Source organism: Aeromicrobium sp. Root495, assembly GCF_001426755.1.
Taxonomy (GTDB): Bacteria; Actinomycetota; Actinomycetes; order Propionibacteriales; family Nocardioidaceae; genus Aeromicrobium.
In genome coordinates this window covers 475,083-495,975 of sequence record NZ_LMFJ01000001.1, presented here as the reverse complement: position 1 = coordinate 495,975, position 20,893 = coordinate 475,083, and the positions used below count along the sequence as shown (strand labels likewise).

Sequence of the window (20,893 nt, the reverse complement as noted above, 5' to 3'; positions counted from 1 at the left end):
CTGTCGGGTTTGGCCCAGCCGCACCCGCTGCAGTCGCACGGCCTCAAACCCACGATCAGACGTTGAAGCGGAACAGAAGTTGGGGTTTTTGACTGTTGCTGAAAACAGTTGAAAAGTGAGTCTGACCTGCGAAAACGTTCCCCAGTATCGGTTGGCCGTCATTGGCCAAATCGGGCTGTTTTGGGACCTCTTGCGGACTGTTTGCGGACCGCTAGGCGAGCGGCCGGGGACACTCAGCCCCGACAAATCATCATTCGGCCTCGTCAACCGTATCGACTTGCAGTCGACTCTCCAATGCAGACGCGACGGCCTCGAATTCGAGGAGTGCGGCGGTTAGGTCCTCGACGATCTCGCGGGCAATAATCTCGGGCGCCGGCAAGTTGTCTGTGTCTTCGAGCGACTCATCGCGAAGCCAGGAGATGTCCAGGTTGACCTTGTCGCGCGCGATGAGCTCGTCGTGAGTGAACGACTTCCAGCGCTCGGACTCAACCCGTTCGTCGCGACTCTTTCCAGGTAGAAAGGCGTCGACGAACTCATCGAGGTGATGTCGCCGCAGAGGGTTTTGCTTGAGCGTGAAGTGCTGGTTCGTACGCAGGTCATAGACCCACAGCCTCGACGTCCACGGCTGCTCTGACGCCGGCTTCTTGTCGAAGAACAGGACGTTCGCCTTCACACCCTGGGCGTAGAAGATTCCGGTCGGCAGGCGCAGCATCGTGTGCAGGTCGTAGTCGGCCAGCAACTTCCGCCGCAGCGTCTCGCCGGCACCCCCTTCGAACAGCACGTTGTCGGGGAGCACGACGGCGGCGCGGCCGTTGATGTCGAGAATCGTCATGATGTGCTGGACGAAGTTGAGCTGCTTGTTCGAAGTGGTGACGACGAAATCCTGTCGCTCCACCGGCACGCTGGACGAGGTCCCGAACGGCGGGTTCGACAGCACCACCGACCAACGTTCACCGGGATCGGCGATAAGCGCGTCCCGCACCTCGATCAGCGAATCCCCGTCGGCGGTTCCGATGCCGTGCAGCAACAGGTTCATCGCGGCGAGTCGGGCTGTGCCGTCGACCAATTCGAACCCGGACGCGAACGTGTCGCGCAGGTGTGCACGTAGCGTTGGCGTGAGTGATTCGGCCCCGCGTGCGGCATGTTCGTGCGCTACGAGCAGGAAGCCACCGGTGCCACAGGCTGGATCGACGACTGTGTCGACGGGCTCGGGGTCGATCACGTCGACAATGCCCGCGATCAGGTCGCGTGGGGTGAAGTACTGGCCAGCGCCTGAGCCCTTGTCGGACGCACCCTTGGACAGGAGCTCTTCGTAGGCATCGCCCTTGAGATCAGTGCCGGAGGCGGACCAGTTCTCCTGGTCGATCAGGTCCACGATCAACCGCTTGAGCTTGGCGGGGTCCTGGATGCGGTTCTGTGCCTTGCGAAAGATCGTGCCCAGCGTGCCCGGCCGCTGCGCCAGGCCGACAAGGATCTCGGTGTAAACGAGTTCGAGTTCGGCGCCCTCGGAGTCAAGCAGCCTCTGCCACGAGTACTCGACCGGGACGATCTGCTGCGGGTTCAGCTTTCTGTTGGCTCGTTCGTGCGCCATCTTCAAGAACAGCAAGTACGTGAGCTGCTCCGTGTACTCGATGACGCCGACGCCGTCATCGCGGAGCACATTGCAGTATGACCAGAGCTTGTCGACCAAGCGGCGGGAGTCTGACACGGGAGGAGTCTTTCAGACGGCGCGCGGTGAACCGTAGGCCGCGTTAATCGCGTGGTTCGCTTCGCCGTTCAAGCGCCCTTCCCGAGCTGCGGCGACGATGCTGTTGCGCACATTGCGCACCAGGAACTCTGCGGACTGGCCTACAACCCAGACAGCGAGATCTTTCTCCTCCTGATGACGCTCGCGATTGCGCTGATGACGCTCGTACTCGCCGTGCAGAAGGTTGCCGTAGAGGATGTCCTCGAACGTCCCCACATTGTCTCCGACGCCCTCCTCAATTTCTCTGAACGCCCTTGCCATGTCCCACAGCGCAGGCTCTTCCGTGACTAAAGACCGTCGATATGCCTCGATGATGCGATCGACGCGCACGGCGTCCTGAGCGCCGAGCACAAACTTCCTCATAGCGAGGGCTCGGACAGTTCGGTGCCAGCGCTCGACGTCGGCGGGCTGTGACTGAAGGAGTTCTGCCGTTGAAACAGACACAGGAAACGCTGCACAAAGGCGGTCGTACTCGTTGGCAAGCTCAACGAAGAGTCGGAGGAGGACGGCATCCGTCGGCGCTGGGCCGCGAATTCGTGGTGTCCGGCTCACGCGCTGCTTACGGAGAGGCGACCGCTGAACGCGGCGGCAAGGAGAGAGCGACGGAGATTGGCCTGATGCGCTTTCGCGGTGGCCAGCTCATCAGTAAGTCGCTTGACCGCGTTGAGTTGCCGATTTGCCACGGAGACCATGCGCTGCTGATCTTCGAGAGGCGGAATCGGAAACTCCACCGGCTTGAGACGCGCGGCGGATAGGTGCGCGATGTTCGTCGTGATTCGAGACTCGCGCCTGAAGCGACCAGCCCGCATATGACGGCGAAACACGAGGAGTGCGAACTCAGGGAGCACGTCGTCGTTGGCTCTGAAGCGGATCAGGCTGTTGGTGAACGCCGTCTCAGCAGGAGCCCCGCGATAGATCGCGGGACGCCCGAGAAGGTCCGGGGTCTGTCCCTCGTTGAGAAGCACGTCTCCAGGGTGGAGCCTGAATCGATCGAACGTGTCCTCCGGCCAATGCATTTCCATTACGTCGGAGGTGTCGATGCGGTCTTCGAAGACGTTGGCGACGCGAAGGTAGGGCTTCATGTTCGGACCGTTGTGCCAGTCCGGATGGCGCTGCCGACCCAAGCCGACTGTCCCGGCCTCTGCGACTGTCACTCGCCTCCAAGACTCAGGGTATGCACTCTCGTTCGGGACGAGATCGAGCAAGACCGAGCTCACCATCACGCTAAGTCGGCGCGTTGCAGCTGCGAGGTATCGGCCTGCAGCGTCGAGACGGGAAAGATGGTCTTCGATGAGGTCAACGATTCGACGCTGTTCGTCGAGTTCGGGGAGCAACGGAATCGGGATCTTACGGACGTCCGCCACATTGATGTGAAGAACCGTGGAGCCCGCCGAGTTTGACACGATCCATGCTTGCGACTCGGGCGACATGAGACTGTACAAGAGAAAGTGTTGATCGATCCGATCGGCATCCAAGCGCAATAGGACAGTGCGCTGACCCAAGCACACAGGCGCGTCGCGTGGAACAGCGCCCACTTCGCCCATTGGGGCTTCGCGAGAGAAGATCAGGTCGCCGGGGGCTGGAGTCGCCCGGCGAGTCCAAGACATGTAAGTGTCTTTCGAGACCGGCTTGGCAGCGGCAATCGAAATCCGTCCCCGGCGGACGGCTCGCGTTCCAACGGAATAGGCGTACGGAGCTGCCTCTGTCCGTGGCGCAGTTCGGTGCTCGCAGTCGATTACTTGCGCGATGTCGCCAAGGACGGTCACGCGGTGAGTTCCGTGTTCAGTTCGTTGATGAGGTCGGCAGTGCGATCGCCAAGATCTCGGAGGGCCCCATCGGTGCCACCTCTTTCAGAGAAGGGGGCATCGTCGAGGTCATCTGCGGTGATTCCAGCGGATGATGCAATCACGGAAACCATGCGGTCGAGCCACCACCTTTCCTTGGCGCCGAAAGTGACGCCGGCCTGGTCCTGCTGGTTGAGCCAGCCGACGTACTTCTCATGGACGCGGTCGGCGTACGGGACGAGTTCGTTGTCGGTACCGACCGTATAGCGCAGCAGCGATACCAAGTCTGTAAGCGTGTGCTGCGGCGTCTGGCGCACGTTGGGCGCCTCGATCGCGACATAGGCGTCCCAGATGATGTCCGGGGTCCAGTTGTAGGGCGGGCGGGCGATCCGATCGGCGAGTTCACGGATGTCGTCGAATGCGATCCGTCGTTCCTTGGCCTCGCCAATGAGTTGGATAGCGGTGATCTCGCTGCGGTGCTCGTCGAGGTATGCGCGCCAGGAGTCGACGATCGATTTGGCACGCCCGGGGTCAACGACCCCGTGGGCGTCAAGCAGCACATCCTTGCTCACCTCGTCGATGACCCGGTCGTGCGTGGCGCGCAGTTCGAGGATGCGCTGCCGGAGGGTCGGGTTGGCGGCGATCGGCTCGATGGCGCTGTCGATGAGGTCGACCAGCGATCCACCAGCGTCGATGAGATTGGCTTGGACGTCGGGGTCGACGGCATCGACGAGTCCTCGGATCACGTCGCGCACAGGCGATCCGGCAACTGTGTCGAGCTCGCCGCGTTCCTCCTGGGTCAGCTCAAGCTCGAGTTTTGCGAGACGGGACGCGAGGGTCGCGGTCTCGTCCTCGGTGAGGTTGAGTGCTGCGGCCTTGTCGAGCAGCTTCTTCAACGGCACGGACTTGTCGCGGTTGAGCGGTGGATCAACGAAGTCGTGCTCGGTGACTCCAACCGCGTCGACGATGACAAATCGCGTCTTGGCCGTGGCGTCCGGGGTGACGGCCTGGAAGTCGGCTGGCGCGATGGTGCGAGCGCCGCGGCCCTTCATCTGCTCGAAGTATTGTGCCGAGCGAACGTCGCGCATGAAGAAGACACACTCCAAGGGCTTCACGTCGGTGCCAGTGGCGATCATGTCGACGGTGACCGCGATCCGCAGTGTCGGACTGGTTCGAAACGCCTGGAGGTGGCCCTTTGGGTCCCGCGCGGCGTAGGTGATCTTGGCTGCGAAGTCGTTGCCCTTGCCGAACACCTCCCGCACGGTGGTGACGATCTCCTCGGCGTGTGCGTCGTCCTTGGCGAAGATCAGCGTCTTCGGCACAGCCGAGCGACCGGGAAAGATCTCCGTGAAGAGCCGATCCCTGAACGTCTCGAGCACCGTGCGGATCTGCGACTTGGCCGTCACGGCCCGGTCGAGTTGCTTGTGGGTGTACTCGAGGTCTTCGTCGAGCGCCTCGAGCCGCTGTACACGGGTACGACGGTCGACCTTCGGGACGATCGTGCCGGCTTCGATGTTGCTTCCTTGCCCGCTGATCTCGGTGCGGATCCGGTAGAGGTCGAAGTCGACGTTGACCCGGTCGGCAACTGACTGCGGGTAGGTGTATTCGGAGACGAGGTTCTGCTGGAAGAAGCCGAACGTCTGCTTGCCCGGCGTCGCGGTCAAACCGATGACGTGGGCATCGAAGTAGTCGAGCACACCGCGCCACACCCCGTAGATACTCCGGTGAGCCTCGTCGACGATGACCAAGTCGAATGTCTCGGGCGGCATCTCGAAGTTATAGGCCACGGTGACCGGCGCGTCGGGCACGAAGTCGTCCAGGCCAGGGTCGTCACCGGCGGTCACGTTTTCGCCGCGGAGGACCTTGAAGACGCGTTGGATCGTGGAAATCAGCACTGCCGAGGAGCCGAGCATCCCGGCACTGGTGAGTTTGTCGACGTTGTAGATCTCGGTGAATCGACGGCCATCGTCAGGGGCGCGGTAGTTCTGGAATTCGGCAAGTGTCTGGTCGGCCAAGTTGTTGCGGTCCACCAGGAAAAGGATTCGGGTGAATCCGCCGTACTTGAGCAGCCGGTATGCCTCGGTGACGGCAGTGAACGTCTTGCCCGCGCCTGTGGCCATCTGCACCAGACTCCGGTCGAACCGTTGCTCCGCGAGGCTCCGCTCGATACCCTCGATCGCGGTGATCTGCGCCGGGCGCATGGGCGCCTGGTCGAGCGCTGGTAACGCGCGAACCTTGGCCCGCCAGGTCACGGCGCTTTCGTCGGCCTCGGCGTCGCGCAGGATCCGAGCCAACGTGGACGGCTTCGGGAAATGGAACAAGCGACGCGCCCGAGCGTCTAGGTCGTACCCGTTGGTGAAGTGAGTCTCCGTACCCGAGGCTTCGAAGACGAACGGCAAGCGACCTTCCACGGTCAGGGCTTTGAGGCGAACCTCGACGGACAACCCCTCCGCGTACATTGCTGACTGCCACTCGACGCCTGAAAATGTCGTCCCGACGGGCTTAGCCTCGATCACACCGACCGTGCGCTTGTCGACATACAGGAGATAGTCGGCGCGGCCGTGTCCAGCCGCCATGGCCACCTCGCGGACGGCGACTCCTTCGGACGCGAAAAGGTTGAGGTCCTTCTTGTCCTGCACCACCCACCCGGCTGCAGCGAGCTGAGCGTCGATGAGCACCCGCGCGCGCTGCTCAGCAGCGAGGCGCGCTTGGTTATCGGTGCTCATGATGCGGCAAGGCTATCGGTGCAGAGGGCACCTCTGGTGGCGTTCATCTGGAGCTGCCAAGATCGACTTCGTCGCACAGAAGTTGACACACCACGGCGAGTTCTCTCACCGGCACGTGGCAGGGGGGCGCTCGCAACCTGGCTGCTGGCCCGACGCATCCAAGTCTTCCAGTCAGGATTTCGCGACGACGATTGCGGCGGCGATCGTGGCAACGATGCGCCCGCCGCGCCGACTGAACCCCAACTCATCCATCACCTCGGATAGCAACTGATCTTCCGTGCGCAGCAGACCGTCGCTCGTCACCCAACGGATCACGTCGACTAACTCGGCCTCGCTGTATTCGACGATGGGCAGTCCGAATCGGATGTGAGGCCGTGGGAGCTGGCGCGATGCAGCGACAGACGGCATCACCATCGGTGTAAGAACGGTGGCCTCACCCTCGGGCTGGCGCACGTGCTCAGACTCGCTGATCGCCTCCATGTAGGCGTCGAAAGCGCGCTGGACCTCCGCGTCGGGTGTACGGAACCAGTCAGTGGACCAGATTCGGTGGAACTGCCATCCGAGTCGCTCTAGGTGCTCCTGGCGCAAGCGGTCACGATCACGGGCGGTATGCGATGAGTGGTAACTAGCACCGTCCGCCTCGATGGCCAGAACGTACCGACCGGGGATGGTTGGGTGCGGGACCGCGAAGTCGATCCGGTACGAACCAACCCCGTGTTGAGCGACCAGTGGCACGCCAACACCGTTCAGCCGGTCCCGGACGTCGATCTCGAACGGATTGAGCTGCGGGGGCACCTTCTCGCTGCCGAGATGGGTTCCGCCTGAGGCCATGAACTCGACGTAAGAGCGCAGGAGCTGCGCTCCGCGCTTGTTGAGGCGGCTCGGATCTAGGTCGGCCGCCGTGAACGAGCTAACCAGGGTCGCGCGCCGCTTGGCACGGCTCACTGCAACGTTCAGACGCCGCTCACCGCCCTCGTTATTGAGTGGACCAAACCGGTAGGCCATCCGCCCGTCAGCTGCTTTGCCGTAGCCGATCGAGAGGATGATGGCGTCGCGCTCGTCGCCCTGGACGCGTTCGAGATTCTTGATGAAGAATCGCTCCACGCGCGACTCGTCGAAGAACTCTTCCAGCTCGGGATACTTAGGAAGGCGCCGGCGCAGGGCGACATCGATCCGGTCCGCGTGGGTGATGCCCATGGTGATGACACCTAGTGACTCGGTCGCCCGAGTCTGCGCGTGCTCAATGACCAGGTCGACAACCTTTTCGACTTCGGCTGATGAAGTGCCGTCGCCGAGTGCGCCTCCACGGGGCACGTGCACGTACCTCAGAACTTCGTCGCCATGCGCGCCCGGGAACGTCGTGAGTGAGGAGTCGTAGATGTGGGCGTTGCTGAACGCGATCAGCCGCTCGTCCAAGCTTCGGTAGTGCCAGCCCAGGCTGCGGAACGGCGCGATCGGGATGAGGGCGTCGAGGATGGACTCGAAGCCATCAGTCATCGCGACGATCGAGTCTTCGGACGCTTCGCCGGCGGAGTCGGACTCATCGCTGGCGGACGTGTTGGCGAAGAAACTGGTGGGTGGAAGCTGGCGTTCGTCTCCGGCCACCGCGACCCGCTTTCCACGCATGATCGAGGGCACGGCGTCGGCAGGTGGGATCTGGCTGGCTTCGTCGAAGATGACGACATCGAACAGTTGACGCAGCGGCAGGATTTGGCTCACTACCAGCGGCGACATCGCCCAACAGGGCTTGAGCGCGAGTAGGACGTCGGAGGCATCATCGAGGAGCTTTCGCATCGGTTTGTGCCTGGTCTTCTTGTTGGCCTCGGCGCGAATCAGGGTTGACTGCTCGGGGTTTCGGTCCATCGTGGCGACCAGGTTCTCAGCGCAGGCTCGCCGAACACGATCGGGCGTCGAGGTGGTGTGCAGGTTGTCATCGCTGCGGAAGTCCTTGGCGATGCGGTGCAAGGTCGTCCCTTGGAACGCGCCCAAGGTGGTGTCGCTGGCACGCAAAGATTCCAGCACTGACCGTAACCACACAGACTGCAGAATCGTCGCGGCATCGTCAGGACGGACCCCTCGGCGGCGGCACTCGTCAAGCAACGGGCCGAACCCGGCGGTGATCAGCTGGCCCTCAAGCTCGTTGCGTCGAGGGAGGCGAAAGAGCGTGTCCTGGTCTGACGCCAAACTCTGCAGGCGAACTAGGAGCTCCGCGGTCGTGCGCGCCTCAAGACTTGCCGAGGAGTGCAGGAGAGCACCGAGCGCGCGCAGCTCGTCGCTCAGCGTGCCATAGGCGCCCTCGGCATCACGATGCGTTGCCGGGACCCGGGGAGGCGCCTCCCCACCGCTGGCCGCTGCCCAACGGCTGGCTAGGTCGCGCGCTGCGATGAGCTGCGCGCACAGGTCGGCGCGCTTCGGCTTCCGGGAGCCCACCCAGTACTTCCGCGCCCGCTTGATGGCCGCGCGTCGTGCGCCCAAGCCAAGCGTGACCCCGGCATGACGCCGTTCCTTCCGGGTGGAACTGGCTCCCACCAACGTATTGAGGTCCTCGGAGTAAACGGCGGCGTCCAGGGACCCACAGACGTCAGCGGCGGCGTCCAACAAGGCGAATACCTCGCGCCACTCAGAGAGCGTCACCGGCTCACGTAGGCCCGCGTCAGTGACAGTGTCACGAAGCGTCAGGCTGACCTGAGGCACGGTCTGCGTGCGGAGCTGTTGGACAGCGGCCAATGCGCATTGAGCTTGCTCCGGCACCGCAATGGGCGAACCGAACCACGGGCTCTCGGTGGCATTCGCGCTGAGCCCTCCGAGATCTGCGTACTCGGCAATAGTGCGCTTCGCCGCGGCGATGGTCTGTTCGGTGGAACCTTGCAACGCGGCGCCGGCCACACGGGCCTCAAAGTCGGCGTGACCGATGCCGATCAGTGCCGTTTGCAGGTCGAAGACACTCACGCCCCAAGGTTCGCGAGGCCGGTGCATCGATGTGTTGTGGTCAAGCAAGGACGTGCGGCTTGTGACCAACGAATGGTGCAAGTCGGCGAGGCGAGCCGACGGCGTTCGCCCAGCGCGGTCAAGGGTCGTCGCCAGGCTCTGCGCGACCTTGCGCCTGTTCCCCGCCCCGTCGTGCAGGTCCATCACCCATTCGTTCAGATCAGTTCGCTCGAGCCTCGACAACACTGCATCAATGGCGGCGCGCTTTTCCGCGACGAAAAGCACACGTTGTCCTTCGGCGACCAGAGTGGCGATCAGGTTGCTGATCGTCTGGCTCTTGCCCGTCCCCGGCGGGCCCTTAATGACCAGGTTCTGTCCGCTGACGACACTGTTGATGGCGTAGTTTTGCGAGGAGTCCGCGTCCAGGACCAAGAACTCGTTGGGTGGCGGGGTGTGATCAGGGGTGCTCTCATCGAGGTCGGACGAGCCCGACTCGCGCAGTGCTGCTTGTCCGTCAGGGTCACCGGCCAGTGCCGCGACAACGTCGTTGAGATCAAGCAGGTCCAAGCCGGCCTGTAGGTCATTGACCATCGGCAGCTTGGCGTAGGTGAAGGTGCCGACCACTGTCCGATCGATGGTGGCGAACCCCGGGATCTCGGCTGCGGTCTTGCCCAGAGCAGAGACGACGGTCGCGACGTCAAAATTGCCCTCGAGTTCGAGCATGCCTGTGAGCTCATCAACGTCTAGGTGCAGCCCGAACTGCTCGCGCAGAACGTGAACCAGAACCGGATTGACCTCGGCTGCGTCCGCAGCCTGCAGGACGAACTCGTCGTGAGACGCTGAGCTTGCCTTGATGGTGATCGGCCGCAGCACTATTGGGGCCATCGGTGGCCGTCCGCCAGCGGGAGTCTCGTCGATCCAGGTGGCCATCCCAACGGTCAGATAGCCGGCCGAGATGCCGCGCTCCTCCTCCAGTTCACGGACCTTCTTGTAGATGGTCTTCGCTCGCTTCGCAGCGTCTAGTCGATCGATCTCGCTCGGGAAAAGAGCCGCGAGCTTGACTGACCTCCCCGCAAGCAGGGAGGTCATGCCCCCGGGGGAAGCCTTCGCAAGATCGAGAGTGCCGGCCGTTAGATCGCGGTAGTAAAGGAGCGCGTTGCGTCGTCCGATGTCGATGAGGTCTTTGGTCCACCGTGTAACTGCGGCGGAGATCAGAGTCCGCCGCCGCAACTCGGAGGCGCTTGCGTCCGCGGTCTCAGCAATCACACCTGTAACTCCAGTTCCCCGTCGTCTCAATCCGCCCTCGGATGATAGTCCGGCCGGCAGTCACGTGTCGCCGTTCGCCGGGCTTTGGGCCAATTCGGTCCCAGTCACCTCCGCCGAACAGCCGCGGCCAAGGTCGTGAAGCCTGCGTATTTATCCCAGGCCTAGTTTCCGAGCTGCATTCGCGCATCTTTGACAGATTCGTCCTCAACGCGTTGCGGACTACATGCGGACTGTTTGCGCTCCACAAGCCCCTGACCTGTGGAAACACGGCGGTTCACACGTTGAAGCGGAACTCCACGACATTCCGCTACCGATCAACGGGAAAGCGCAGTCGGGTCAGGCGAGAAAATCCTCGATCGTTTCAATGATCGCAGCGTAGGCTCCGTCGACGTCGGAAAACTCCGGAGACAGGTCGAGGACTTCGCCGTCCATCAGTAGCCCGATGTCGGCCCATCCGCCTGTCCAGACGACGATCTCTGCCTCGTCTGCAGGGTCGACCAGCAACCGTATTCCGAGCGACTCAGGAACAATGACTTCGTCCCGGTCGCTCGTGATCGGCTGCGGCCATGCGGCCTTCTCATCGCGCCAGGTGAACGCGCTGACGCGCGCAAGACGTCGCCACTCGGGCACCAAGCGGGCGAGACGGGATGCCAACTCATCAAGATCGACGTGGTGATCCACACAGTCATCCTGCCCGACAGCGGCTCTCGTTGGACTCGCCGTCCCGCAGGCAACGTCACACGTCGGCGAGGTCGCCGGCTGAGACAACCAGCTGCCGAAGACCTTCCGTCGTCTCGACTCCGTGTGCGAGACGAACCCGTACGTACCGGCCATCAGTACTCGTGACCTCGGCCTCGATCCACGTCTCCAACGGCAACCGCGATTCGGAGGTGAACTCGGCAGAACTCAGAATCGGCGTCTTCTCGATGATCCGATGAACTCGATCGTCGGCGTCGCGAACGGTCAGTTCTAGCCACCCGGGGAACTCGGTCGAGTCCCACCTGACGACCGTCGCCCGGAGCTTCACACCAGCGAACTATGCCGCAGGGGTCGAACCGGAACTAGACATTGAAGCGAAACTCGACCACGTCGCCGTCGGACATGACGTAGTCCTTGCCCTCCATGCGGACCTTGCCGGCGGACTTGGCCGCGGCCATGGAGCCGGCCTCGACGAGGTCGTCGAAGGCGACGATCTCGGCCTTGATGAAGCCCTTCTGGAAGTCGGTGTGGATCACGCCGGCCGCCTCGGGGGCGGTGGCGCCCTTCTTGATGGTCCAGGCGCGCGACTCCTTGGGGCCCGCGGTGAGGTAGGTCTGCAGTCCCAGGGTGTCGAAGCCGACGCGGGCCAGCTGGTCGAGCCCAGGCTCCTCGATGCCGAGGTCGGCGAGCATCTCCACGCGCATGGCCTCGGCCTCCTCGTCGTCGCCCAGCTCCACGAGCTCGGCCTCGCTCTTGGCGTCGAGGAAGACGGCCTCGGACGGTGCCACGAGGTCGCGCATCTTCTGCTTGAGCGCCTCGTCGGACAGCTCGTCGGTGTCGCAGTTGAAGACGTAGAGGAAGCGCTTGGAGGTCATGAGGTGCAGGTCGCGCAGCAGCGCGAGGTCGAGACCGGCCTTGAGCACGCCCTCGCCCGACTCGAGCACCTCCTTGGCCTTCTTGGTCTCCTCGAGGACCGGCACGAGCGACTTGTCCTTGCGCGACTCCTTGTCCAGACGCGGCAGCGCGTTGTCGACGGTCTGGAGGTCGGCGAGGATCAGCTCGATGGAGATGGTCTCGATGTCGTTGGCCGGGTTCACGTCGCCGTCGACGTGCGTGACGTCCTCGTCGCGGAAGACGCGCGTGACCTGGCAGATGGCGTCGGACTCGCGGATGTGCGAGAGGAACTTGTTGCCCATGCCCTCACCCTCCGACGCACCCCGGACGATGCCGGCGATGTCGACGAACTGCACCGTGGCCGGGAGGATCTTCTCCGAGCTGAAGATCGAAGCGAGCGCCTCCAGACGGGAGTCCGGGACACCGACCACGCCGACGTTGGGCTCGATCGTCGCGAACGGGTAGTTCGCCGCGAGGACGTCGTTCTTGGTCAGGGCGTTGAAGAGGGTCGACTTGCCGGCGTTGGGCAGTCCGACGATTCCGATGCTGAGGGCCACGAGGAGCCAGCCTACTGGTGCGGGTTCTCCAGACGAAAAGCACGCAGCGTCTCGTCGTACCAGTCGTCGCGCAGGCCGAGGTCGCTCATGTCGAGGCGTCCGCACACCGCCTGCGACGGGCCGTTCTCCGGGTCGGTCACCGCCACGAGCTCGCCGAACCCGGCGTCCCAGCCGCGCTGCACCATCGCGCGCGCCGCCTCGGTGGCGTAGCCCCGGCCCCAGACCCTCGGCAGGTAGTGCCAGCCGATCTCGACGTCGTCGTTGCTGAAGCCCCGGCTGGCCGGGATCGGCACCAGCATCGTGACGCCCACGAAGCCGTCGTCGTCGAAGACCCCGAAGATCCCGGCGGCGGGGTGGTCGCCGGCCCGTGCCGGTTGGCCCGCGATGCGGTCGACGGCCTGCTGGCGGTCCGTCATCGGCACGCGCAGGCCGCTCCACCGAGCCACCTCGGCCCGGCCGAACAGGTCGAAGATCCCGTCGACGTCGTGGGGGTCGTCGGCCGAGAGCGGGCGCAGCGTCAGGCGCTGGGTGCGGACGGTGCGGGACAGGTCAGCCGACGACACGGACGCGCAGCCTGTTCCAGAAGCCCTCCGTGGCCGCCAGCTTGGCGCGGCGGGCCGCAGCAGCGGACCGCTCCCCCTCCACGGCGTCGTGGAACCCGCCGGTGGCGATGCCGGTGCCGACGGCCCCGGCCGCCGAGTCTCCGGCCCCCAGGCTGACGACGGCACCCGTGATCTCGGCGAGCCGACGGTGGCAGCCCGCGCACAGGGACCGTCCGGAGATCGTGTCGTGCGGGGCCGGCGACGTGCCGCACTCGGTGCAGGTGGTCATGGACCTGACCGTACGCCCGAGACACAGGGCGACGACAGGCTTCACGTCCGCCGATCTGTCCGCGCCCTGCACTACCGTCGAAGACATGACCCAGGTGGCGGCACCCAGCCCGGCACGCCTGGCGCGCCTGGACCTCACGAGCCGCCAGGTCATCTGGGGCGCGTGCGCCGTCATGGGCGCCATCACCGCCCTCGACCTGCTCGACGGTGCGCTCGGAGCACCGTTCTCCGTCGGGTTCGTGCTGGTCGTGCTCACCGCTCCGCTCGCCGTCGAGACCGGCTCGCTCTTTCCCATGGGCCTCATGCCACCCATCCTGCTCGTGGTCGCGCTCGTCGTCGTCGCTGTCCTGGCGCCGCAGGCCATCGCTCCCGACGGCATGCCCGCCGACACCGGTCGCGCCGGCCGGGTCCTGGCCGGCACCATCGACCACGGCGTCACCCTCGTCGTCGGCCACGTGCTGGCGCTCCTGGCCATCGGTCTGCGCTTCATGACCGACCGTGACTGACGACGCCCCCGACCCGGAGCTTCTGGCTCAGGCCCACGCCCTCTGCCTCGAGGCCTTCGGCGCCGACGACTTCACGCCCGACGACTGGCAGCACGCGCTGGGTGGCGTGCACCTCTTCGTCCTCGACGACGACCTGCTCGTGGCCCACGCCGCCGTCGTGCCGCGGGCCCTGCGGTCGGGCGACCGGCTGCTCGACGTCGGGTACGTCGAGGCCGTCGCCGTGCGTGCGTCCCATCGAGGCCGCCGCCTCGGCCACACGGTCATGGCCGCAGTGGAGCAGGTGATCATCGAGGTTCACGACATGGGCGCCCTGTGCTCCACCGACGCCGGACTCCCGCTCTACCTCAGCCGCGGCTGGCAGCCCTGGCGAGGTCCCCTCGACCCCAGCGGCGACGTGCTCGTCCGGTCGGGCCGGCTGTCACCGGAGAGCCTCGACCTCGATGCCCCACTCACGGCCGACTGGCGCGCGGGCGACGTCTGGTGACCGGGCGTCAGCCCGTCACGCCGTCCACGAAGCACCAGCGCCAGGCCTCGCCCGGCTCGAAGCTGCGCATGACGGGGTGCCCGGTCTCCTCGAAGTGACGCGTGGCGTGCTTGTCGACCGAGGAGTCGCAGCAGCCCACGTGCCCACACGTCAGGCAGAGACGCAGGTGCACCCACTCGTGCCCGTCCCGCAGGCACTCCTCGCAGCCGTTGGGGGTGATGGGCGTGGGCACCGGAGCGCCGCAGACGTCGGCGAGGTGCTCGCAGCCCCGGCCGGCCTCCGGACGCAGCTCGGTCTCGCGCTCGGCCGTGCTCTCGTTCTCGGCCAGGCGGTCGAGGATCGACTCCTCCACGTCGAGGGCGTTCAGCACGCGCTGCAGCACGGACTGGTCGACGAGCCCGTCGTCGCGGATCTCCAGGACGGCCTGGCGCTCCTTGGCCAGCATCTTGGCGCGGGTGCGGCTGTACTGCGCGGTGGGCGTCTCGGCTCCGCCGAGCCGCTCCCACACCCCGTTGGCGCGATCGAGGGCACGCGAGCGGAGCCGCTCGACGACGTCGTCGGGCACCTCTCCCACCGCGTGCTCCTCGAGGTACTCGAGGCCGGCGTTGACCGCGGCCTGGTAGACGTTGGCCTCCTGCAGGTGGTCCTCGTGACGGTCGGGGCCCTCCACCTTGAGGGCGCGCACGAGCCACGGCAGGGTCAGGCCCTGGAGGAGCAGCGTGCCCACCGTGACGACGAACGCCACCATCACCAGGACGGGTCGCTCCGCGGTGTCCTCCGGCAGCAGGAACACGGCAGCGAGCGTCACCACGCCGCGCATGCCGGCCCAGCCGATGATGACGGGGGTGGTCCACGGCGGCGACGGGTCGGCCCGGCGGACGTGCGGGATCAGGCGCGGCAGGTACGTGGCCGGGAAGATCCAGATCATGCGGAGCGCGATCACGGCACCGAGCACCGCGGCGCTGGTGCCGATGATGAGGCCTGTGCCCAGGTCGCTGTCGCTCACGTCGGACACGATCGACTTGATCTGCAGCCCGATGAGGAGGAAGACGGCGTTCTCGAGGATGAAGGAGATCGTGGCCCAGTTGGTGCGCTCGAACATGCGCGACGTCGCCGACTGGATGGCCGGGGAACGATGGCCGAGGATCAGGCCCGCGACCACGACGGCGAGCACGCCCGACGCGTGGGCGTCGGTGCCGGGCAGGTGCAGCTCCTCCGCCGGAAGGTAGGCGAGCCAGGGGGTGAGCAGCGAGATGGCGACGTCGGTGAGGTCGTCGGTGACGTACCGGCGGACGAACGTGACGACGAGCGCCACGAGGTAGCCGATCAACGCACCTCCGACGGCCGAGACCACGAACTGGGTGCTCACCTCGGCGAAGCTCACGGTGCCCGCGATGGCGGCGATCGCGGCACGCAGGGTCACGATGGCGGTGGCGTCGTTCACGAGGCTCTCGCCCTCGAGGATCGTGACGATCCGGCGCGGCAGTCCCACGCGCCGGGCCACGGCCGACGCAGCCACGGCGTCCGGCGGCGCGACCACGGCACCGAGGGCGAGCGCCACGGAGAACTTCACGGGGAGCAGCCACCACACGACCAGGCCGACACCGAGCGTCGTGAAGACCACGAGCCCCACGCTGAGCAGCAGGATGGGCCGACGGTTCGCCTTGAAGTCGATGAGGGACGTCCGGATGGAGGCCGCGTAGAGCAGCGGCGGGAGCAGCCCGATGAGGACGATCTCCGGCGTCAGCTCCACGTCGGGGACGAACGGCAGGTACGAGCACGCGATGCCCGACGCGATGAGCACGAGGGGCGTCGAGGAGGTGAAGCGTTCGGCGAGCGAGCTGACCGCGACCGTGATGGCCACGATGATCACGAGCGTCAGGGCGAGTTCCACCCGTCCATTCTCCCAGGTCGTCCACGGTGCCGGCGACGGGCGAGGTCGGACGAGCCGGGTTAGCGTGCAGAGGACGAACCATTTCGGGGGAAAGGTCGTGCCATGACTCGTCGTACCGTCATCGCCTCAGCCATCGGGTGCCTCGTGGCAGCCACGCTCGTCGCCACGCCGACGTCGGCTCCGGCCCGCTCGTCGGGCGGCGGGTCGTCGCCGTCGCCCACCGCCTACGGTTCCGGCGGGGCTGTCGCCTCCGTCGACGCCGAGGCCTCCCGGGTGGGACTGGAGGTGCTGCGCCGCGGCGGCAACGCGGCCGACGCAGCCGTGGCCACGGCGTCGGCCCTCGGGGTGACCGAGCCGTACAGCGCCGGGGTCGGCGGCGGGGGGTACTTCGTCTACTACGACGCCAGGAAGCGCAAGGTCACCACGATCGACGGCCGCGAGACGGCACCCGCCGGCATCACGAAGGATGCGTTCGTGGATCCCGCGACGGGTCAGCCGTATCCCTTCACACCGCAGCTGGTCTCCTCGGGCGTCGCGGTCGGCGTGCCCGGGACGCCCGCCACGTGGGCGGCCGCCTTGCGCCGGCACGGCACGTGGTCGCTCGCCAGGACGTTGAAGCCGTCCATCGACCTCGCCCGGCGCGGGTTCGTGGTCGACGACACCTTCCGCAGCCAGACCCTCGACAACCAGAAGCGCTTCGCGGCGTTCCCGGACACGGCGAGGCTCTTCCTTCCCGGCGGCGACGCCCCCAAGGTCGGGACCCGGTTCCGCAACCCCGACCTCGCCGCCACGCTCACGTCGCTGGCTCGGCGTGGCCCGTCAGCCATCTACTCCGGACCGGTCGCCCGGGACATCGCGAGGACGGTCCAGGCCCCGCCCAAGGACCCCTCGTCCGACCTCCCGGCGCCGAAGGGCTCCCTGACCACCGCCGACCTCGCGGCGTACCGCGTCAGGTCCGCCGCCCCGACGAAGGTCTCCTACCGGGGCCTCGACGTCTACGGCATGGCGTCGTCGTCCTCCGGCGGTACTGCTGTCGGCGAGGCGCTCAACATCCTGGAGATCTACCGCCTGGGCAGCGGTCCTGCTCTCGCGCGGAGCCTGCACCTCTACCTCGAGGCCTCGGCCCGGGCGTTCGCCGACCGCAACGCCTACGTCGGCGACCCCGCCTTCGTCGACACCCCGACGAGGACCCTGCTCAGCCAGAGGTTCGCCGACTCACGCGCCTGCACGATCGATCCCGCGAAGGCCGCCACCAAGCCGGTCGAGCCCGGTGCGCTCAGCCGCTCCGGGAGGTGCGCCACCGGCAAGGAGCTCGAGAAGCCCGACACGGAGAACGTCTCCACCACGCACCTCTCCGTCGTCGACCGCTGGGGCAACGCCGCCTCCTACACGCTCACGATCGAGCAGACCGGAGGGTCGGCCATGACCGTCCCGGGACGCGGGTTCCTCCTCAACAACGAGCTCACGGACTTCACCGCCGCGTACGACCCGGCCGACCCCAACCGCATCGAGCCCGGCAAGCGGCCGCGCTCCTCCATGTCGCCGACGATCGTGCTCGACCGCGGCAAGGTCCGGTTCGTCGTGGGCTCCCCCGGTGGCGCGACGATCATCACGACGGTGCTGCAGGTGCTGCTCAACCGGATCGACCTCGGGATGAGCCTGCCCCAGGCGGTGGCCGCGCCACGCGCCTCGCAGCGCAACGCCGCCACGACGCCTGCCGAGCCGGCGTTCATCGAGAAGTACGGCGCAGCGCTGGAGCCCTACGGCCAGAAGCTCGTGCCGTCGGGCGACGCCTTCACGTCGCAGGCCGAGATCGGTGCCGCGGCAGCCATCGAGGTGCAGCGGGGCGGCCGTCTCACCGCGGTGGCGGAGCCCGAGCGTCGCGGTGGAGGCACGGCCCTGGTGGTGCGGGAGCGCTGACCGCGGGCCCGCGGGGCGGTGGGCTGGCGTCCGTCTCGCCGCCCCGACGGGGTCCAGACGGACGCAGACTCACCGCCCCCAGGCCCGACGGGGTCGGGACGGACGCAGACTCACCGCCCCCAGGCCCGACGGGGTCGGGACGGACGCAGACTCACCGCCCGACGGGTCGGGCGGGTCAGAGCTGGCCGGCGGCCTTCAGGTCGCGGCGGAGCTCCTGCGGCAGGGAGAACACGAGGCTCTCGTCGGCCGTGCGGACCGCGTCGGCGTCGGGGTGGCCGTGCTCGGCGAGATAGGAGAGGACGTCCTGCACGAGGTCGTCGGGGACCGAGGCACCCGAGGTGACGCCCACCTTCTTGACGCCGTCGAGCCAGTGGTCCTCGAACTCCGAGATGTCGTCGATGCGGTACGACGCCGAGGCGCCGGCGTCGAGGGCCACCTCGACGAGGCGCACCGAGTTGGAGGAGTTGGCCGAGCCGACGACGATGACGAGGTCGGCCTCCTTGGCGATCTCCTTGACGGCGACCTGCCGGTTCTGCGTGGCGTAGCAGATGTCGTCGGACGGCGGGTCCTCCAGCTGCGGGAACTTCTCGCGCAGCCGGCGCACCGTCTCCATGGTCTCGTCGACGCTGAGCGTGGTCTGCGAGAGCCACGAGAGCCGCGTGCCCTCGGGGAACTCGAGGTGGTCGACGTCGGCCGGGGTCTCCACGATCGTGATGTCGTCGGGGGCCTCGCCGGCCGTCCCCTCGACCTCCTCGTGACCCTCGTGCCCGATGAGCAGGATGTGCTTGCCCTCGCTCGCGAAGCGCTTGGCCTCGTGGTGGACCTTGGTGACGAGCGGGCACGTGGCGTCGATGGTCTTGAGGCTGCGCTCCGCAGCCTCGGCGTGAACCATGGGCGAGACGCCGTGGGCGGAAAAGACCACGGTGGCGCCCTCGGGCACCTCGTCGAGCTCCTCCACGAAGATGGCGCCACGGTCGGCGAGGTTGTTCACGACGTGCTTGTTGTGCACGATCTGCTTGCGCACGTAGACCGGCGCGCCGTAGAGGTCGAGCGCCTTCTCCACCGTGATGACGGCCCGGTCCACCCCGGCGCAGTAGCCGCGCGGGTCGGCGAGCAGCACGCTGCCTCCGACGGGGGGCATGCCGAGCGATACGTGGGTCATGAGGCCATCGTAACGAGTCAGTGCCAAGGCCTAGGCTGGCCGTCATGGCCCTGGAGACGAGTGCGGACAGCCCTGCCCCGCTGCGTCAGATCTCCACGCTCGTCGAGGGATACGTGCAGCGCCTCGGGGCCGTGTGGGTCGAGGCCCAGATCGCCCAGCTCAACCGCCGTCCGGGCGTCTGCTTCCTCACCCTGCGCGACCTCCACGCCACCATCTCCGTGAGCGCCACGTGCCATGCCAGCGTGCTCGACTCGTCGCCCGTGCCGGTGGTCGAGGGCGCCCGGGTCGTCGTGCACGCCAAACCCGACTTCTACGCCCCCACCGGCCGCTTCGCACTGGCCATCCGCGAGATCCGCCCCCAGGGCGAGGGCGAGCTCCTGGCCCAGCTCGAGCGCCGCAAGCAGCTCCTCGCCGCCGAGGGGCTCTTCGACCCGCGCCTGCGCAAGCGGCTGCCCCTGCTCCCCCGCGCCGTGGGCCTGGTCACCGGTCGCGACTCCGCAGCCGAGCGCGACGTCCTCGAGAACGCGCGGGGCCGCTGGCCCGGCGTCGCGTTCGTGGTGCGCCACGCCCTCATGCAGGGCCCGCAGTCGGCCCGGGCGGTCATCGCCGCAGTGCAGGAGCTCGAGGCCTCCGGCGAGGTCGACGTCATCGTCGTGGCCCGCGGCGGCGGGTCCGTCGAGGACCTGCTGCCCTTCTCCGACGAGGCGCTCGTCCGCGCCGTCCACGCCCTCACGGTCCCTGTCGTGAGCGCCATCGGGCACGAGCCAGACACCCCACTCCTCGACCTCGTCGCCGACCTCCGCGCCTCCACCCCCACCGACGCCGCCAAGCGCATCGTCCCCGACGTCCGCGAGGAGCTGGCCCGTGTGGTCCAGATGCGCGGTCGCGCCGCACACGCCGTCCGAGGCCGGCTCGAGCGCGAGCAGAACGGCCTCACGGCCCTGCGCTCACGACCCGTGCTCGCCCAGCCCACCACCCTGGTCGACACGCAGCAGCACCGCATCGACGAGCAGCTGGCACGGGCGCGTCGGGTGGTCTCCCACCGCCTCGACCGCGAGGCCGACACCGTGGGACACCACCTGGCGCGCGTCCGGGCCCTCTCGCCCCTGGCCACGCTGGAACGCGGCTACGCCGTGGCGCAGACCCCAGAGGGCCACGTCATCACGAGCGCCACCGACGCTCCCCCCGAGTTCACCGTGCGCCTGGCCCACGGGCTGGTCCACGTCGAGAAGCAGTCCATCGAGGAGACACCGCATGACCGAGAAGCCTGAGACCCCCGCGCTGGGCTACGAGCAGGCCCGCGACGAGCTCGTCGCCGTGGTGCAGCAGCTCGAGACGGGCGGCGTGGGGCTTGAGGAGTCCATCGCGCTGTGGGAGCGCGGGGAGCACCTGGCCACCATCTGCCAGACCTGGCTCGACGGCGCGCGCGAGCGCCTGGCCGCGGCCAGCGGGACCGACCACGAGGACTGATCCTCCCGCCGGACATTCTGTGCAGA

17 protein-coding genes are annotated in these 20,893 nt (G+C 66.8%); 5 read left to right on the top strand and 12 right to left on the bottom strand.

Annotated elements, in window-relative coordinates:
• Window positions 1–250: 250 nt before the first annotated feature.
• The 10 genes from ASD11_RS02640 to ASD11_RS18345 form a co-directional block, all read right to left on the bottom strand.
• Window positions 251–1,690 carry a class I SAM-dependent DNA methyltransferase gene (locus ASD11_RS02640; RefSeq protein WP_235503223.1) on the bottom strand — a complete coding sequence of 480 codons (1,440 nt, stop codon included), beginning with the start codon at window positions 1,688–1,690 and terminating at the stop codon, window positions 251–253.
• Window positions 1,691–1,720: 30 nt separating this feature from the next.
• Entirely contained in the window at window positions 1,721–2,110 is a 390-nt protein-coding gene (locus tag ASD11_RS02635) for a hypothetical protein (protein WP_056282911.1), read from the bottom strand.
• Window positions 2,111–2,295: 185 nt separating this feature from the next.
• The gene (locus tag ASD11_RS02630) at window positions 2,296–3,354 is read right to left on the bottom strand and encodes a restriction endonuclease subunit S (RefSeq protein ID WP_082554123.1); all 1,059 of its coding nucleotides are present in this window, start codon (window positions 3,352–3,354) and stop codon (window positions 2,296–2,298) included.
• Window positions 3,355–3,509: 155 nt separating this feature from the next.
• The gene (locus ASD11_RS02625) at window positions 3,510–6,257 is read right to left on the bottom strand and encodes a type I restriction endonuclease subunit R (protein WP_056282905.1); all 2,748 of its coding nucleotides are present in this window, start codon (window positions 6,255–6,257) and stop codon (window positions 3,510–3,512) included.
• Between the two features lie 171 nt (window positions 6,258–6,428).
• On the bottom strand, window positions 6,429–10,451 hold the full coding sequence (locus ASD11_RS02620) for an AAA domain-containing protein (RefSeq protein WP_156464551.1): 4,023 nt from the start codon (window positions 10,449–10,451) through the stop codon (window positions 6,429–6,431).
• 336 nt (window positions 10,452–10,787) lie between these two features.
• Window positions 10,788–11,132: a hypothetical protein gene (locus ASD11_RS02615; RefSeq protein ID WP_056282902.1), complete on the bottom strand. Its 345-nt coding sequence runs from the start codon at window positions 11,130–11,132 to the stop codon at window positions 10,788–10,790.
• A gap of 55 nt (window positions 11,133–11,187) precedes the next feature.
• Window positions 11,188–11,478, bottom strand: coding sequence for a hypothetical protein (locus ASD11_RS02610; RefSeq protein WP_056282899.1), 291 nt, complete (start codon window positions 11,476–11,478; stop codon window positions 11,188–11,190).
• 34 nt (window positions 11,479–11,512) lie between these two features.
• Window positions 11,513–12,601: a redox-regulated ATPase YchF gene (ychF, locus tag ASD11_RS02605; protein ID WP_056282896.1), complete on the bottom strand. Its 1,089-nt coding sequence runs from the start codon at window positions 12,599–12,601 to the stop codon at window positions 11,513–11,515.
• A gap of 11 nt (window positions 12,602–12,612) precedes the next feature.
• A complete protein-coding gene (locus ASD11_RS02600) occupies window positions 12,613–13,164 on the bottom strand; it encodes a GNAT family N-acetyltransferase (protein ID WP_056282893.1) in 552 nt (183 codons plus the stop codon).
• Window positions 13,151–13,432 (bottom strand): hypothetical protein, encoded by a 282-nt coding sequence (locus ASD11_RS18345; RefSeq protein WP_056282890.1) that lies wholly within the window; start codon window positions 13,430–13,432, stop codon window positions 13,151–13,153. The genes ASD11_RS02600 and ASD11_RS18345 overlap by 14 nt, the downstream gene beginning before the upstream one ends.
• A gap of 85 nt (window positions 13,433–13,517) precedes the next feature.
• Here ASD11_RS18345 and ASD11_RS02590 point away from each other — a divergent pair, with 85 nt between their 5' ends.
• Window positions 13,518–13,937: a DUF6542 domain-containing protein gene (locus ASD11_RS02590; RefSeq protein WP_056282884.1), complete on the top strand. Its 420-nt coding sequence runs from the start codon at window positions 13,518–13,520 to the stop codon at window positions 13,935–13,937.
• Entirely contained in the window at window positions 13,930–14,421 is a 492-nt protein-coding gene (locus ASD11_RS02585) for a GNAT family N-acetyltransferase (protein ID WP_056282879.1), read from the top strand. Before ASD11_RS02590 ends, ASD11_RS02585 begins: the two co-directional genes overlap by 8 nt.
• A 7-nt stretch (window positions 14,422–14,428) precedes the next feature.
• Here ASD11_RS02585 and ASD11_RS02580 read toward each other — a convergent pair whose 3' ends face one another.
• Window positions 14,429–16,315, bottom strand: coding sequence for a Na+/H+ antiporter (locus ASD11_RS02580; RefSeq protein WP_056282876.1), 1,887 nt, complete (start codon window positions 16,313–16,315; stop codon window positions 14,429–14,431).
• 102 nt (window positions 16,316–16,417) lie between these two features.
• Between ASD11_RS02580 and ggt the strand changes: the two genes are divergently transcribed.
• Window positions 16,418–18,235, top strand: coding sequence for a gamma-glutamyltransferase (ggt, locus tag ASD11_RS02575; RefSeq protein ID WP_056282873.1), 1,818 nt, complete (start codon window positions 16,418–16,420; stop codon window positions 18,233–18,235).
• A 175-nt stretch (window positions 18,236–18,410) separates the two neighbouring features.
• Here ggt and ASD11_RS02570 read toward each other — a convergent pair whose 3' ends face one another.
• The gene (locus tag ASD11_RS02570) at window positions 18,411–19,397 is read right to left on the bottom strand and encodes a 4-hydroxy-3-methylbut-2-enyl diphosphate reductase (protein WP_056282867.1); all 987 of its coding nucleotides are present in this window, start codon (window positions 19,395–19,397) and stop codon (window positions 18,411–18,413) included.
• 44 nt (window positions 19,398–19,441) lie between these two features.
• Between ASD11_RS02570 and xseA the strand changes: the two genes are divergently transcribed.
• Both xseA and ASD11_RS02560 read left to right on the top strand, forming a co-directional pair.
• A complete protein-coding gene (xseA, locus tag ASD11_RS02565; RefSeq protein ID WP_056282864.1) occupies window positions 19,442–20,668 on the top strand; it encodes an exodeoxyribonuclease VII large subunit in 1,227 nt (408 codons plus the stop codon).
• Window positions 20,652–20,867: an exodeoxyribonuclease VII small subunit gene (locus ASD11_RS02560; RefSeq protein WP_056282861.1), complete on the top strand. Its 216-nt coding sequence runs from the start codon at window positions 20,652–20,654 to the stop codon at window positions 20,865–20,867. Before xseA ends, ASD11_RS02560 begins: the two co-directional genes overlap by 17 nt.
• The last annotated feature ends 26 nt before the right edge of the window (window positions 20,868–20,893 follow it).